General features: G+C 73.2%; 12 protein-coding genes. 6 read left to right on the forward strand and 6 right to left on the reverse strand.

Going from position 1 to position 15,042, the window contains the following annotated elements:
* Positions 1–55: 55 nt before the first annotated feature.
* The 6 genes from ACFHW0_RS30205 to ACFHW0_RS30230 form a co-directional block, all read right to left on the reverse strand.
* Positions 56–1,447, reverse strand: a complete 1,392-nt coding sequence (locus ACFHW0_RS30205) for a pectate lyase family protein (RefSeq protein ID WP_416613037.1) — start codon at positions 1,445–1,447, stop codon at positions 56–58.
* A gap of 171 nt (positions 1,448–1,618) precedes the next feature.
* Complete coding sequence (locus tag ACFHW0_RS30210; protein WP_416613038.1) at positions 1,619–2,815, reverse strand: Gfo/Idh/MocA family protein; 1,197 nt, start codon at positions 2,813–2,815, stop codon at positions 1,619–1,621.
* A 41-nt stretch (positions 2,816–2,856) separates the two neighbouring features.
* On the reverse strand, positions 2,857–4,347 hold the full coding sequence (locus ACFHW0_RS30215; RefSeq protein ID WP_416613039.1) for a mannitol dehydrogenase family protein: 1,491 nt from the start codon (positions 4,345–4,347) through the stop codon (positions 2,857–2,859).
* Positions 4,338–5,642: an enolase C-terminal domain-like protein gene (locus ACFHW0_RS30220; protein ID WP_416613040.1), complete on the reverse strand. Its 1,305-nt coding sequence runs from the start codon at positions 5,640–5,642 to the stop codon at positions 4,338–4,340. The genes ACFHW0_RS30215 and ACFHW0_RS30220 overlap by 10 nt, the downstream gene beginning before the upstream one ends.
* Positions 5,639–7,063 (reverse strand): glucuronate isomerase, encoded by a 1,425-nt coding sequence (gene uxaC, locus ACFHW0_RS30225; protein WP_416613041.1) that lies wholly within the window; start codon positions 7,061–7,063, stop codon positions 5,639–5,641. The genes ACFHW0_RS30220 and uxaC overlap by 4 nt, the downstream gene beginning before the upstream one ends.
* A 30-nt stretch (positions 7,064–7,093) precedes the next feature.
* A complete protein-coding gene (locus ACFHW0_RS30230) occupies positions 7,094–8,422 on the reverse strand; it encodes a Gfo/Idh/MocA family protein (RefSeq protein WP_416613042.1) in 1,329 nt (442 codons plus the stop codon).
* 239 nt (positions 8,423–8,661) lie between these two features.
* On the opposite strand from ACFHW0_RS30230, the gene ACFHW0_RS30235 reads away from it, so the two are divergent.
* From ACFHW0_RS30235 to ACFHW0_RS30260, 6 genes are all read left to right on the forward strand, one after another.
* Positions 8,662–9,789, forward strand: coding sequence for a LacI family DNA-binding transcriptional regulator (locus ACFHW0_RS30235; RefSeq protein ID WP_416613043.1), 1,128 nt, complete (start codon positions 8,662–8,664; stop codon positions 9,787–9,789).
* Between the two features lie 19 nt (positions 9,790–9,808).
* Positions 9,809–11,158, forward strand: coding sequence for an ABC transporter substrate-binding protein (locus ACFHW0_RS30240; protein ID WP_416613044.1), 1,350 nt, complete (start codon positions 9,809–9,811; stop codon positions 11,156–11,158).
* Positions 11,159–11,186: 28 nt separating this feature from the next.
* Entirely contained in the window at positions 11,187–12,170 is a 984-nt protein-coding gene (locus ACFHW0_RS30245) for a carbohydrate ABC transporter permease (protein ID WP_366643784.1), read from the forward strand.
* Positions 12,171–12,307: 137 nt separating this feature from the next.
* The gene (locus tag ACFHW0_RS30250) at positions 12,308–13,069 is read left to right on the forward strand and encodes a carbohydrate ABC transporter permease (protein WP_121401494.1); all 762 of its coding nucleotides are present in this window, start codon (positions 12,308–12,310) and stop codon (positions 13,067–13,069) included.
* Complete coding sequence (locus tag ACFHW0_RS30255) at positions 13,066–13,704, forward strand: hypothetical protein (RefSeq protein WP_416613045.1); 639 nt, start codon at positions 13,066–13,068, stop codon at positions 13,702–13,704. The genes ACFHW0_RS30250 and ACFHW0_RS30255 overlap by 4 nt, the downstream gene beginning before the upstream one ends.
* Positions 13,705–13,727: 23 nt before the next feature.
* Positions 13,728–14,576 carry a PmoA family protein gene (locus ACFHW0_RS30260; protein WP_416613046.1) on the forward strand — a complete coding sequence of 283 codons (849 nt, stop codon included), beginning with the start codon at positions 13,728–13,730 and terminating at the stop codon, positions 14,574–14,576.
* Positions 14,577–15,042 lie beyond the last annotated feature (466 nt).

A 15,042-nucleotide genomic window follows, 5' to 3' on the forward strand; every position in this document is an offset into this window, starting at 1 on the left:
GCGGCGGTCCACCGGCCGTCCGGCCGCCGCGCGGGACGGCGCGGCGGCCGGCGTCCTACAGGGGCAGCCGGTCCGCGCCGGCCAGCGCCCCCACGACCACCGGCACCGCGGGTGCCGGCAGCACGGGGCCGCGTCGGAGGGTCGGCGTCCAGCCGGCGTCCGGGGCCAGGTCCGGCTCGTGCACCGCGTTGTACGCGCCCACCAGGTCGACCGGGCGGGCCCGGTCCCCGGCGGCGCGGACCCAGTTGCCCCGGGTGGTGACGGCGGTGCCGCCCCAGTCGTAGAGCAGGTCCTCGGCCACGACGCCGGCCCCGAGGCTGAAGAAGTTGTTCTCGGCGACCACGGCGGACTGCACCCCGACGCCGATCGCGTACTCGAACCCGTCGCCGGCCAGCCGGTAGTGGTTGTTCCACACGTCGACCTGGCCGAAGCGCACCCGGGGCAGCCGCTGGAGCACCCCGTCGAAGAGGTTGTGGTGCAGGCTCACCTTCAGCCGCCCGACGTCCGGGCCGACGGTGTTGGACGAGCCGATCAGCATGACCTTGTCCCGCCCGACGAACCGGTTGTACGAGACGGTCACCAGGCTCGCGGTGTGCGTGACGTCCACCGACCCGTCGTGCACCTGGTACGGCCGGCCGAGGTGCACCGGCTGGCCGCTGTCCGGGTTGTCGCCGTCGGTGAAGGTGTTGTGGTCGATCCACACGTGCTCGCTGCGGCGCACCGAGATCTGGTCGTACTGGGAGTTCCAGTTGCCGGCGGCGCCGTCGGTGGGGGACCAGGCGGGGAAGCAGTCCCGGGCGTCGTCGAAGGTCAGGTTCCGCACGATCGTGTTGTGCGCGCCGTCGAGCATCAGCGTCAGGCCGGTCAGCCGGGCGCCGCGCAGGCCGACGAGGGTGGTGTTCGGGCCGACGTTGATCTGGGTCTGCCGGGTCTGGTTCGTCACCGAGCGCACCCGCGCCGCCTCCAGCGGCCCGCTCGGCGCCACCCGGCCCCAGACCGCCGGGTCGTACGCCGCGAGGTACGCCGGCAGCGAGTACTCCGGGTCGGCGAGGTCGGCGCAGTCGAGCGTGCTGCCGTCGGGACCCTCGAAGCCGTCGACCACGCCGCTGACGTAGATGATCTTCGGGGTGGCGTTGCCCCGGTTGGTGGCGTTGTCGCCGCCGAGGGCCGCGACCAGCTCGGCCCGGCTGGAGACCACGTGCACCTGCTCCGGCGTCGCCGCCGCGCCGCCGGTGGTGCCGGTCCCCTCAGCCGCCCAGCCGTCCCCGGCCGGCAACGCCTGCCGCCCGAGGTGCCGGGCGGCCCAGGAGAGCCCGCCGGTCGTGGCGGCCGCGCCGCCCGGAGCCGGAGCGGCCCCGCCGTCCGGGGTCGGGGCCGCCGCCGCGCTCCCGGATGTCGCCGCGAGCGCGACGGCGATCGTCGCCGCGCCCAGTGTCTGCTTCCACATCTATCGGACCACCTGTTCGTCGCCTGTTCGATATGGGGCAACGGTAGGTTTCGCGATTTATGCGAGTCAATGACAAACGTGTGCAGAAGTGTTGCAATTGATCAGATCGGCCGGTATCGTCCCGACCGCCCCGGGTCGGGATGACGCCGCTATATCCGATATGGACCCGCGTCACGCGGGCGGTTCAGTTGCAGTGCGTTGCGGTCCCTCCTGCCCGGTGAGGTCCGTGCGGTGCGGCGCCACCGCCCACGGCACCGCCAGCTCCGACAGCAGCGCCCCCTCCTCGGCCGCCCGGCGCAGCAGCCGGTTGATCCCGCGCACGGTCAGCACCCGCTGCGGGCCGTCGCCCGTGGCGGTGACGAGGTCGCCGCCCAGTGGCGCCGGCTCGGGCGCGGTCGTGACCGCCTCCAGCACCGCGGTGAACCCGGCGGTCCGCGCCAGGGGCGCGATCAGCGGCACCGCCGGGTCGGCCCGGTGGTCGAGGAGGTTCTCCAGCAGCCCGCGCCGGCCCGGCACCTCGCGCGCGCCGGCGTCGCCGGGCAGCAGCAACCGGTCGGTCGGGTACTCCAGCACGGCCCGGCCGGCGGTGCCGGACACGATCACCTCCCCCGCGACGAAGTCCTCCCCGGCCAGGGTCACCGCCGCGACGATCGGCGGTCCCGAGCGGGACGACACCCGCAGGGTCGCGGTGTCGTCCACCTCGATCGGCCGGACCCGGTAGCGCTCCACCTCGATCCGCGCGGGCACCACCGGCCCGTCCCCGGCGGCCTCGGCGACCGCCAGGCACTGCATGACCGCGTGCGCCAGCGGGTTGGCCAGGGCGCCGTCCAGCACCGGCCGGCCGTGCAGCGTCCGCCGCCCGGCCCACGGCGCCCGCGCGTAGTAGGCGTCGGAGCGCTGCCACGCCGCCACCGTCGCGATGCCGGTGACGGTCCCGAGCCGCCCGGCCCGCACCGCGTCGGTCAGCTCCGTCAGCGCCGCCGAGCCGAGCGCCTGGAAGCCCACCTGGCACGCCCGGCCCGTCGCGGCGAGGGCGTCGGCCAGCTCCCGGTGCTCGGCGGTGGACAGCACCGGGGGTTTCTCCAGCAGCAGGTCGGCGCCCGCGGCGAGCACGTCCAGGGCGATCGGCAGGTGGGTGTGCGGCGGCGTGCAGACCACCACCACGTCCGGCCGGGCCGCCCGCAGCATCTCCCGGTGGTCGGTGTGCACCAGGGTGCCGTCCGGCACCGGCGCCGCCGGGTCGTCCTCGACCGGGCGTACGTCGACCAGGGCGACCAGCCGCAGTCGCCCGGCGGCGTGCAGCGGGGCGACGACCCGCCGGTGCCAGCGCCCGTGCCCGTTGGCCCCGACGACCGCGACCCTCGGCACGGCCCCGGCCCCTCCCGGTGTCGCCCCCGCGGCGGCGGCCGTCACCGGGCGCCCGCCAGCGTCGCGGCCACGCCGTGCCGTTGCAGGGCGGTCAACCACCCGGTCACCTCGGCGCGTACGTCGTCGTCCTCGGCCACCTCGGCGGGGAAGACCTCGCGCAGCGCGAACACCGCGTCCACGGCCCCCGCCGGGGTCCCGGGGCCGGCGGCGAGCGCCGCGCGGATCTCCTCGGCGAGCGGATCGGCCAGCGGCAGGAGGCTGCCGTCGTCGGCGTGGCCCTGCGCGAAGCGCAGCCAGGCGGCCACCACCAGCGTGGCCCAGTGCGCCGACCGTCCCCCGGCCCGCAGGTCGGCGATGGTGTGCAGGATCCGCTGCGGCAGCTTCTGCGAGCCGTCCATCGCCACCTGGAGGGTGCGGTGGTGGATCGCCGGGTTGGCGAAGCGGGTCAGCACCTCCTCGCCGTACGCGACGACCGAGACGCCCTCGGGCGGGTCGAAGCTGGCCGCCACGTCCTCGGCGACCAGGTGACGCAGCACCGTGGTCAGGTGCGGCAGGGTCAGCGCGTCGGCGATGGTCTCCCGGCCGGCCAGCGCGCCCAGGTAGGCGGCGGCCGAGTGCACGCCGTTGAGGGCGCGCAGCTTCAGCCGTTCCCAGGGCCCCGCGTCGGCGGTGAGCACCGCGCCGGCCCGCTCCCAGGCCGGTCGGCCGCCCGGGAAGTCGTCCTCGATCACCCACTGCCGGTACGGCTCGGCGACCACCGCCGCCAGGTCGGCCACCCCCAGGGCCCGCTCGGCGTCGGCGAGGGTCTGCGCCGTGCTGGCCGGCACGATCCGGTCGACCATGGTGCCGGGGAAGCTGACGCACTCCCGCACCCAGCCGGCCAGCGGCTCCGGCACCCCCGCGTACGCCACCGACTGCTCGACCAGGCCGCGCAGCCGGCGGCCGTTCGCGGGCAGGTTGTCGCAGCTGACCAGGGCCAGCGGCGGGCCCTGCGCGGCGGCGCGGGCGAGCAGCCCGCGCAGCAGCAGGCCCGGGACGGTGACCGGCGCCCGGTCGGTGCGCAGGTCGGCGGCGACCTCCGGGTCCGGCCGCAGCCGACCGGTCACCGGGTCCAGCTGGTACGCCTTCTCCGTCACGGTGAGGGTGACCACCCGGATCGCCGGGTCGGCCAGCAGCGCCACCACGGCGGCCGGGTCGCCCGCGGCGTGCCGCGTCCCGGCCAGCGCGCCGACGACCCGGGTGTGGCACCCCTCGGCGCTGGTGCTGGTGACGCTGAACAGGTTGTCCTGCGCGGCCAGGGTCGTCAGCACGTCGGGGTTGCGTGGCGCCACGCCGACGATGCCCCAGTCGCCCCCGGCCCGCGCCATCGCCTCCTCGGTGTACACCGCCTGGTGGGCGCGGTGGAACGCGCCCAGCCCGAGGTGGACGATCCCCGCCGGCACGCTGCCCGGGCGCAGCAGCGGGCGGCTGTCCGTCGGCAGCTGGCGCAGCGTCCCGAGACCGAGCCGGGCGGCGCCGACGCTCACCGCCACACCGGCCCGTCCGGGAAGCGGAACTCGGCGATCGACTCCGGCTTCATCGTGGAGCTGTAGCCGGGCGCCTGCGGCAGCAGGTAGCGCCCCTCGCGGGTGCGCACCGGGTCGACGAAGTGCTCGTGCAGGTGGTCGACGTACTCCACCATCCGACCGTCGAGGCTGGTGCCGACCCGCAGGTAGTCGAAGACCGCCAGGTGCTGGACGTACTCGCACAGGCCCACGCCGCCGGAGTGCGGGCAGATCGGCACCCCGAACTTCGCCGCCATCAGGATCTCGGCGAGGACCTCGTTGACGCCGCCGACCCGGCAGGCGTCGATCTGCATCACGCCGATCGCCTCGGCCTGGAGCAGCTGCTTGAAGATGACCCGGTTCGCGGCCACCTCACCGGTGGCGACCCGGCACCGGCCGTCGGTCAGCCCGGTCACCGCCCGCGCGATCCGGGCGTGCCCGAGGATGTCGTCGGCGTGCGTCGGCTCCTCGATCCAGTACGGGTCCACCTCCGCCAGCGCGGCCATGTTGGTGATCGCCTCGTCGACGTCCCAGACCTGGTTGGCGTCCATCATCAGCAGCGCGTCCGGCCCGATCTCCTCCCGGATGATCCGCGCCCGCCGCAGGTCGTCGGCGGGCGGCCCGCCGACCTTCATCTTCATCGCCCGCCACCCGTCGGCGTACGCCTGCCGGGTCAGCGCCCGGACCTTGTCGTCGGGGTAGCCCAGCCACCCCACCGAGGTGGTGTACGACGGGAACCCGTCGCGCTCCAGCCCGGCGCGGCGCTCGTCCAGCCCGATGAGCCCCTTGTCGAGGATGGCCGCCGCCTCGTCCGGGGTGAGGGCGTCGGTGATGTGGTGGAAGTCGATGCTGGCCACCAGTTCCTCGGTGGGCAGCTCGGCGAGCAGTTGCCACATCGGCTTGCCGGCCAGCTTGGCCCGCAGGTCCCAGACCGCGTTGACCAGCGCGCCGGTGGCCATGTGGATGACCCCCTTCTCCGGGCCCAGCCAGCGCAGCTGCACGTCGGCGCTGAGCGAGCGCCAGAACGCCACCGGGTCGGCGAAGATCTCCTCGACGGTGCGGCCCCGCACGTGGTGGGCGAGGGCCTGGATCGCCGCGCAGGTCAGCTCGTTGCCGCGACCGTTGGTGAAGGTGAACCCGGCCCCGGTGACGCCGGCGTCGGTGCGCAGCTCGACGTAGCTGGCCGAGTAGTCGCCCCGGTTGATCGCGTCCGATCCGTCGCCGGCGGCGGCGGTCGGGAACCGCACGTCGTGCACGTCGACGGCGGTGACGGTGACACTCACAGGACATTCTCTCCGATCTTGAAGACCTTCTTCGGCAGCCGGTACGCCAGGTCGACGATGGTCTCGGCGGCCTCGTCCTCGCCGAGGCGGTGCTCGGTGACCAGCCGGGCCAGGTAGGCGGCGTCGACCCGACGGGCCACGTCGTGGCGTACCGGGATGGAGCAGAACGCGCGGGTGTCGTCGACGAACCCGGCGGTGTTGTAGAAGCCCGCGGACTCGGTGACCGACTCGCGGAAGCGGCGCAGCACCTCCGGCGAGTCCAGGAACCACCACGGCGCACCGAGGTACAGGGCGGCGTACCCGCCCGCCAGCGGCGCGAGTTCCCGGCTGAAGGTGTACTCGTCGAGGGTGTAGAGCACCACCCGCAGCCGCGGGTCGTTGCCGTACGCGTCCAGCAGCGGGGTCAGCGCGTGCAGGTACTCGGTGGCCTGCGGCAGGTCGCCGCCGACGTCGCGGCCGTGGCGCGCGTACAGCCAGCGGTTGTGGTTGCGCACCGCGCCGGGGTGCAGCTGCATGACGAGGCCGTCGTCCAGCGACATCCGGGCGAACTCCAGCAGCATGTGCGCCCGGAACGTCTCCGCGTCGGCCGCGTCGGCGACCCCGCGCAGGCCCTTGTCGTAGAGGCGCGCCGCCTCGTCCGCGCCCAGTGCGAGCGTGCGCGCGGTCGGGTGGCCGTGGTCGGTGCAGGTGGCGCCGGCCGCGATGAAGGCCGCCCGCCGCCCGCGCAGCGCCGCCAGGTAGCCGGCGTACGTGCCGGTGTCCTCGCCGGTGATCTCGCCGAGCCGCGCGACGTTGTCCGCCCAGCCGTCGAACTCCATGTCGGCGACGTTGTCCGGCCGGAACGTGGTGATCACCCGGCCGCCCGGCCCGCCCCAGCCGTCGGCGGCGAGCTTGGCGTGCTGCCCGAGGTCGTCCAGGGGCGACTCGGTGGTGGCGAGCACCTCGATGCCGAACCGCTCGAACAGCGCCCGGGGCCGGAACTCCGGCTCGGCGAGCCGGGCCGCGAGCTCGTCGTAGACGGCGTCGGCGGTGGCCGGGGAGAGCGGGGTGTGCACCCCGAACACGTCGCGGAAGGTCTGCTCCAGCCAGAGCCGGGACGGGGTGCCCCGGAACAGGTGCCAGTGCGCGGCGAAGCGTCGCCAGATGGTGCGCCCGTCGGGCTCCGTGGGGCTGCCGTCGACGGTGGGCACGCCCAGGTCGGCCGGGGGGACGCCCTGGCTGAGCAGCATCCGGGTGAGGTAGTGGTCGGGCACGATGAGCAGCCGCGCCGGGTCCGGGAAGGGGCGGTCCTCGGCCAGGATCGCCGGGTCGACGTGCCCGTGCGGGGAGATGATCGGCTGGGGCGCGGCCAGCGCGTACAGCCGACGGGCCACCGCGCGTTGCGCGGGGTCGGCGGGGAAGAGCAGGTCGGTCGTGGGCACGGGTGGGGCTCCTCGGAGGGTGTTCGTGGCTCAGGAGAGGTCGAGCAGGTCGGCGACCCGGACCGGGGCACCGGTGGTGAAGGACCGGTTCGCGGCCAGCCCGGTGAGCAGGGCGAGGGCGCCGTCGCGGGCGGTCGCCGCCCGCCCCATCGGGTCCGGCTCGCCGCCGATCAGGACCCGGGCCATCCGGGCGTCGGCGCCGCCGTGCCCGGAGCGGGTGTGCCCGGTCACGGGTACGACCTGCGGCGGCGCCCAGAACGGCCGCAGGGTCAGCGTGGCGGAGCCGGCCTCGGCGGCGGCCTCGTCACCGTGCAGCGCCGCGCCCTTCAGCGCACCGGCGGACGCCGGGCTGACGTGGTCGCTCTCCACGACCTCCAGCTCCAGCCGGCCCCGGCTGCCGTTGACCATCACCCGGTAGCCCTCGTAGGGGGCGTACGCGGTGAGGTGGTAGGTCATCGTCGCGCCGGTGGAGTAGCGGGCCAGCACCGCCATGTCGTCCTCGATGTCCACGCCCGGGGCGAAGACGTTGCGGTCGCGCTGGTAGCCGTCCTCGGCCTCGGCGTCGAGGTAGAGCTCGCGCAGTTTCGGGTGCGCGTCGAGCCGCAGCGCGAACGGGTCGTCGGCGGCGGCGGGGGAGCCGTGCGCCCGGTCGTAGTCGCGGGCGTAGCCGTGCCGGCGGCCGGCCTCGCCGTAGAAGAAGAGCCGGCCGGTGGCGTACACCTCGACGGGGGTGGCGTCCAGCCACCAGTTGACCAGGTCGAAGTGGTGCCCGGCCTTGTGCACCATCAGCCCGCCGGAGTGCGCCTTGTCGCGGTGCCAGCGGCGGAAGTAGTCGGCGCCGTGCCGCACGTCGAGCAGCCACTCGAAGTGCACCGAGCCCACCTCGCCGACGGCGCCGTCGGCGAGCAGCTCGCGCAGCTTCTCGTGCAGGGGGTTGTAGCGGTAGTTGAACGCCACCCGCACCTGCCGGCCGGTGTCGGCGACCGCGTCGAGGATCCGCCGGCAGCCGTCCGCGTCGACGGTCATCGGCTTCTCGGTGATGACGTCGCAGCCGGCGCGCAGCGCCGTGTCGATGTGCGCGGCGTGGGTGTCGTCCACGCTGGTGACCACCAGCACGTCGACGCGCTCCTTGGCGAGCATGGCGGCCAGCTCGTCGGCCCGGTACGTCGGGACCGGGGGGTGCCCCAACTCGCCGAGCCACCGGTTGTGGGCGTCCATGCGGGCCTGGTTGACGTCGGCGAACGCGACGAGCTCGGCGGTGTCGGCGTGGTCGCGCACCAGCGCCCGGACGAACATCTCGGCCCGGGACCCGGTGCCCACGAGGGCGTGTCGGACCCGCTGACCGGTGCTGGACGACATGTCGACCGCCTCCTGTGTTGCTGCAAAGGTTTGCAGCGAAATAACCACGAGCCGCGCGGCGGCGTCAACGATCGGTGCCAAACCGGCGGCATAGATCCGTTTTGATAGGCATTTGAGCACATGGTGGGAGCGTCGCCGAAACGCATCTGTAACCATCGGGCGTTGACACCGGCACAACCGTTTGCATTAATTGGCGGCACCTGACGTGACCCCAGCCACACTGGACGAAGGGCCCTGCCGTGCCAGCCACCATCCGAGACGTCGCCCGGGCCTCCGGCGTGCACATCTCCACGGTCTCCCGCACGTTCTCGGCCCCGCACCTGGTCAACCCGGAGACCCGGGGCCGGGTGCTGGCCTGCGCCGAGGAGCTCGGCTACCGGCCCAACCGCGCCGCCCGCGCCCTGATCACCGGCCGCACCCACAACATCGGGCTGATCATCGCAGACATCGCCAACCCGTTCTTCCCGCCGCTGATCAAGGCGGCGGAGAGCCAGGCCCGCCAGCGCGACTACCACGTGTTCGTGGCCGACACCAACGAGGACCCGATCGCCGAGGAGGAGCTGGTCCACGCGTTGGCCAAGCAGGTGGACGGGGTGCTGCTGTGCAGCCCCCGGATGAGCAACAGCATGATCGAGCAGCTCAGCCGCGAAGTGCCGCTGGTGGTGATAAACCGGCAGGTCGCCGGCCTGCCGTGCGTGACCATGGACGTCGGGCAGGGCGCCCGGTCGGCCATCGAGCACCTGCTCGGCCTCGGTCACCGACGGATCGCGCTGCTCAGCGGGCCGCGTGGCTCGTGGACCAGCCGGGAGATCCGCCGGGCGGCCGGCATCGCGGCGCGGGCCGGCGGCGCCGAGTTCACCGTGCTCGGGCCCAACCAGCCCACCGAGACCGGCGGCGCGGCCCTCGCCGAGCTGGTCCGCCGCAGCGAGGCCACGGCGGTCCTCGCCTACAACGACCTGATGGCGATCGGCCTGATCGAAGGGCTCGACGCCGTCGGGATGCGCGTCCCGCAGGACGTGAGCGTCGTCGGCATCGACGACATCGCCCTGAGCCGGCTCACCCGGCCCAAGTTGACGACGGTGGCCACGCCCAACGCGGCCGCCGGCCGGACGGCCGTCGACATGCTCCTGCAACACGACACCGTCGCCGCCCGTGGCTCACGCGGCGGTCGGGGTGTCACGAGCGACGACCGTCGTACCACCGCACAGGTAATGCTCCAGACCGAATTGGTCATCCGCGACTCGACCGCCGCCGCGCCGGCGGACGGTCGGAACCGTCCCGACGCCGAGTTGGTCGTCCCGGGCCCGCATCGCCTTGCGGGCCCGGGTCGCCCGACCGCGGCCACCGGTGGCGTCGTCGCCTCCTAACGCCAAGGAGTGAGCGCACATGCACCCCGCAACGCCCCCCACCACTGGCACGCAGGCCGTGCCCGTTCACCGTACCCCCGTCCGCCGACGGCGGTTGATCCGCGGCATGCTCGCCGCGGTCGTCGCCCTGCCCCTGGTCCTCGGTGCCGCCGGCTGCGGCGGCGACGAGGAGGCCAGCAACGACCCGAACGCCCCGGTCAAGCTCTCGGTCTTCTGGTGGGGCGGTGAGGCCCGGGCGAAGCTGACCGAGGAGGCCCTCGCCCTCTACACCAAGAAGCACCCGAACGTCACCTTCGAGAAGACCTGGCAGGCCAACCAGGGCTACTTCGACAAGCTGGCCACCCTCACCGCCGGCGGCAACCCGCCGGACCTCTTCCAGATCGACGACAACTACCTGGCCGAGTACGCCTCGCGCAGCACCACCCTCGACCTGACGTCCTACAAGGACTCCGGCGACCTCGACGTGTCGAAGTTCCCCAAGAGCCTCTGGCAGTACGGCGTGGTCGACGGCAAGCTCGCCGGCGTGGCGGCGGGGGAGAACACCCAGGGCCTGGTCTACAACAAGACGCTGCTGACCAAGAACGGCCTGCCCGAGCCGACCACCGGGATGACCTGGGAGGAGCACATCGCCTGGGCGGAGCAGGTGGCGAAGAAGACCAAGGTGCCCGGCACCCAGGACCCGAGCGCCGACTACAAGGCGTTCTGGGTGTGGCTGCGCCAGCAGGGCAAGGACCTCTACAAGGGCAAGGAGCTCGGCTTCACCGCCGAGGACGTGACGAAGTGGTTCGACCTGTGGAAGGGGGCCCGGGACCGGGGCGCCACCCCGACCCCCGACGTCATCCACGAGGGCAACGCCACCGACATCACCAAGCAGCTCGTGGTCACCGGCAAGGCCGGCACCAGCTGGGTCTGGGTCAACCAGATGCCGGAGCTGAAGAAGAACACCAAGGACGAGCTGGGCGTCATCGCCTACCCCGGCGACCCGAGCGCCCAGTGGGCCCGAGCCTCCATGTACTGGTCCGTGTTCAAGGGCAGCAAGCACAAGGACGTCGCGGTCGACGTGATCAACTTCCTGGCCAACGACCCCGAGGCGGTCAAGATCCTCGGTACCGACCGGGGCCTGCCGTCGAACCTCGACCTGCGCCGCGTGGTCAGCGACGACGTCACCGACCCGGCGATGAAGCAGTCGATCCAGGTCGAGTCCGACCTGGCCCAGAAGTTCGGCGAGGCGCCGCAGGTCCCGCTCAAGGGGCACAGCAAGGTCCGCTCCGAGCTGATCAAGGCCGCCGAGAACGCCCAGTACGGCCGGATCAGCTCCGCCCAGGCGGCGGAGCAGTTCATCGCCGCCTGCAAGTCCGCCATCGCCTGACCCTGACGCTACCGAGAGGAATCGGCTCGTGGCTCTGACCACGGCGCCCGACCCGACCCGACGACGTACCGGATCCGTCCCGACCCCCGCCGGCAGGCGCGGGGCCGGGCGGGCCCGGCACGGGGACGGTCTGGCCGGCTACGTCTTCCTGTCGCCCTGGCTGCTCGGCCTGCTGGCCGTCACGGCGATACCCATGCTCCTGTCGCTCTACCTGAGCTTCACCAACTACGACATCCTCACCCCCTTCTCCGAGGTGGAGTGGGTCGGGCTCGCCAACTACGAGCGGATGTTCACCGCCGACCCGTCGTACTGGCACTCGGTGCGCGTGACGCTCACCTTCGCCCTGATCGCCGTGCCGCTGAAGCTGGCGGCCGCGCTCGGCGTGGCCCTGCTGCTCAACCGCGCCTGGCGCGGCGTCGGGCTGTTCCGCGGCCTGTTCTACCTGCCGTCGCTGCTCGGCGGCAGCGTCGCGCTGGCCATCGTCTGGGTGAACATGTTCAACCGCGAGGGCGCGTTCAACTCGCTGCTGGGCGTCTTCGGCATCGAGGGTAAGCCGTGGGTCAACGATCCGGACTGGGCGCTGGAGACCCTGATGGTGCTCGCCATCTGGCAGTTCGGCGCGCCCATGGTGATCTTCCTGGCCGGCCTCAAGCAGGTGCCCACCGAGCTCTACGAGGCGGCCTCCGTCGACGGCGCCGGCAAGTGGCGGCAGTTCGTCGCCGTCACCCTGCCGATGCTCTCGCCGGTGATCTTCTTCAACCTGGTGCTGGAGACGATCAACGGCTTCCAGGGCTTCACCGCCGCGTTCGTGCTCAGCAACGGCACCGGCGGCCCGGTCGACTCCACCCTGATGTACACGCTGAACCTCTACATCACCGGTTTCACCAACCTGGAGATGGGCTACGCCTCCGCGATGGCCTGGGTCTTCCTGCTCGCCATCGCGATCATCACCGCGATCTTCTTCAGCACCGGGCGGTTCTGGGTGCACTACTCGGACGGGGAGGACCGGTGACGGCGACGGCAACCCCGACGGCAGCCCCGGCGACGACCGGCCCGCGCGGCCCGCGCCGGGCCAGCGGCGGCGGGCAGGCCGTGCGCCTGCTCATCCTGATCGCGATCGTCGCGGTCGTGCTCTATCCGCTCTTCTGGATGATCGGTACGTCCCTGAAGAGCCAGGAGGAGATCGTCAACAACATCGGCCTGCTGCCGAACGAGTTCACCCCCGGCAACTACGCCGACGGCTGGACCAACTTCGACTTCAGCTTCGGCCGGTTCTTCCTCAACAGCGCGATGGTCAGCCTGCTGACCGTGATCGGCAACGGCGTCTCCTGCCTGCTCGCCGCGTACGCCTTCGCGCGGCTGCGGTTCCGGCTGCGCGGCGTCTGGTTCGCCGTGATGATCGGGACGCTCCTGCTGCCCGGGCACGTGCTGATCGTGCCGCAGTACATCCTGTTCCGCAGCCTGGGCCTGGTGGGCGGCGACTGGCCGTACCTGCCGCTGCTGATCCCGCAGTTCCTGGCCACCGAGGCGTTCTTCGTGTTCCTGATGGTGCAGTTCATGCGGGGCATCCCGCGCGAGCTCGACGAGGCCGCCAAGATCGACGGCGCGAACGCCTTCGGCATCTTCCGGCACGTGATCCTGCCGCTGAGCCGCCCGGCGCTGGTCACCACGGCGATCTTCTCGTTCATCTGGACCTGGAACGACTTCTTCCGCCAGCTCGTCTTCCTCTCCGACCTCGAGGACTACACGGTGCCGGTGGCGCTGACGCTGTTCATCGACTCGACGAGCCAGAGCGCCGTCGGCCCGATGTTCGCCATGTCGGTGCTGTCGCTGCTGCCGGTGTTCCTGTTCTTCGTGGCCTTCCAGCGGATGCTGGTGGAGGGCATCAACACCAGCGGACTCAAGGGATGAGGCCGCACCGCGACGACGGGCCGGACCGGGAGGACGGGCCGGCCCGCCGCGACTGGCGGGACGTGCTCACCGACGCCACCGACCTGGCCGTGCTCGGCATCGTCCTGACGCTGGCGGCGCTGCCGGTGGTCACCGCGGCGGCGGCCGTGGCCGCCGCGAGCGCGGCGGTGCACGACCGGTACACCGTCGGGTCCTGGCCCTCCGCCCGGGAGAACCTGACCCGGTACGGCCGAGCCCTGCTGCCCGGCGTCGGGGTGAGCGTGCTGACGGTCGCCGCCCTCGGGCTGCTCGCCGTGAACGTCGCCGCGCTGGCCGGCGGCCGGGTCCCCGGCGGGGCACCGATGCTCCTGGTCACCGTCGTGGTGGCCGCCGCCCTGGCCGGGTACGCCGCGCTGGTGGTGGTGGAGGTCGGCCGTCGTGGCGGCCGCGGCTGGCGGGAGGCCGCCGGCGTCGCCGCCGGCGCCTGCCGCGCCCACCCGGGCACCTGGGCCGCCGCAGGCGGGGTCGGCGCCGTCGCCGCGCTGCTCGCCGTCCTGGTCATCCCGGTCGCGCTGCCCATCCTCGCCGGGTACGTGGTCGCCGCCCTGCACGCCGTCGCGCGGCGGGCCGTGCCCGCCCCGGTGGGACAGTCGTGACGGGGGCGGACCGGCGGGCCGGTGTGACCGAGAACGATCGGCAGCTCAGCGTCGACGACGTGCCGGTGGCCCGGTACGTCGTCGACCCGGCGATCGACCCCCGGCACGGCCCCCGCCCGTACCTGCACCCGGTGCGGACCCTCGGCGGGACGGTGGTCACCGACGCGTTCCCGGCCGACCACGTCTGGCACCTCGGCGCGTCCCTGGCCGTACAGGACGTCGACGGCACCAACCTCTGGGGCGGGCGCACCTACGTCCGCGACACCGGCTACACCTGGCGCGACGACCACGGCCGGATCGCGCACACCCACTGGGAGACCCGCGACCCGCAACGGCTGGCGCACCGGTTGGAGTGGCGCGACCGGGACGCGGCGGTGCTGCTCACCGAGCGGCGGGAGCTGGCCGCGCAGCGGGCCGGCGAGCGGGCCTGGGCCCTCGACGTCGGGTACACGCTCACCGCCCCCGCCGAGCGGGACGTCACCCTGGGCAGCCCGGCGACCAACGGACGCCCGGGCGGCGCCGGCTACGGCGGCTTCTTCTGGCGGGCGGCCAGCGCGACACCCGCGCGGGTGTACACCGCCACCGCCGAGGGGGAGGACGCGGTCAACGGCAGCGCCGCGCCGTGGCTGGCCTTCGCCGGCACCGGACCGGACGGGGCCGCGTACACGCTCGTGCTGGCGGGGCTCGCGGAGGGCGACCGCTGGTTCGTCCGTACCGCGATGTACCCGGGGGTCTGCGTGGCGTTCGCCTTCGACCGGCCCAGGGTGATCGCCGCGGGCACGAGTCACACCGGGCGGCACCGGGTGGTCGTCGCCGACGGCGCGCTCGACCAGGCGACGGCGGCCGCGCTGGCAGCCGGCGGGACGGTGTGACGCGGCCCTCGCCCCCGGGATTTGACGATCTTGTCAGGCGGGCGTAACTTTCTCTCTGCCAGCGCGGAACGGACGAACAGGGTGAAAATCCTGGCCAGGCCGGAGCGCGGCGAGACCATCGGTCCGGGTGGGGTTCTCCCACCGGGGCCGGTAACGGGCGGTGCCCCGGATCCGTCGCGAGGCGGATTTGGCGAGGCGGAACCGACCGGGTAAGGTTCACGGCCGGCAGGGATCCGGGCGAGCCCGCGGGAAACCGCGGAGCGGCCGGTCTGCCGAACCTCCCGAAGACCGTCGGCGAGAGTCGACCCCATCGGGATGCCCGGAAATGGGATTGAAGTGGTGCGGATCGCTACGAAGCGGTTTGACACGGCGGAAACCAGCGGGTAACGTAGTAGAAGTGCCCGGCGCGGGAAGCGGCGGGTGCGGCGAACGAAATGCCCCGGGTCGGGGGCTCCACGGTGTGGGG

The sequence above is a fragment of the Micromonospora sp. LOL_025 genome, from assembly GCF_048060285.1.
Lineage (GTDB): Bacteria > Actinomycetota > Actinomycetes > Mycobacteriales > Micromonosporaceae > Micromonospora.

Bases quoted from the DNA above. Each gene is read 5' to 3' on its own strand.
- ACFHW0_RS30255 (WP_416613045.1), top strand. From the start codon at position 13,066: ATGAGGCCGCACCGCGACGACGGGCCGGACCGGGAGGACGGGCCGGCC.
- ACFHW0_RS30240 (WP_416613044.1), top strand. From the start codon at position 9,809: ATGCACCCCGCAACGCCCCCCACCACTGGCACGCAGGCCGTGCCCGTT.
- ACFHW0_RS30250 (WP_121401494.1), top strand. From the start codon at position 12,308: ATGATCGGTACGTCCCTGAAGAGCCAGGAGGAGATCGTCAACAACATC.
- ACFHW0_RS30205 (WP_416613037.1), bottom strand. From the start codon at position 1,447: ATGTGGAAGCAGACACTGGGCGCGGCGACGATCGCCGTCGCGCTCGCG.
- ACFHW0_RS30230 (WP_416613042.1), bottom strand. From the start codon at position 8,422: ATGTCGTCCAGCACCGGTCAGCGGGTCCGACACGCCCTCGTGGGCACC.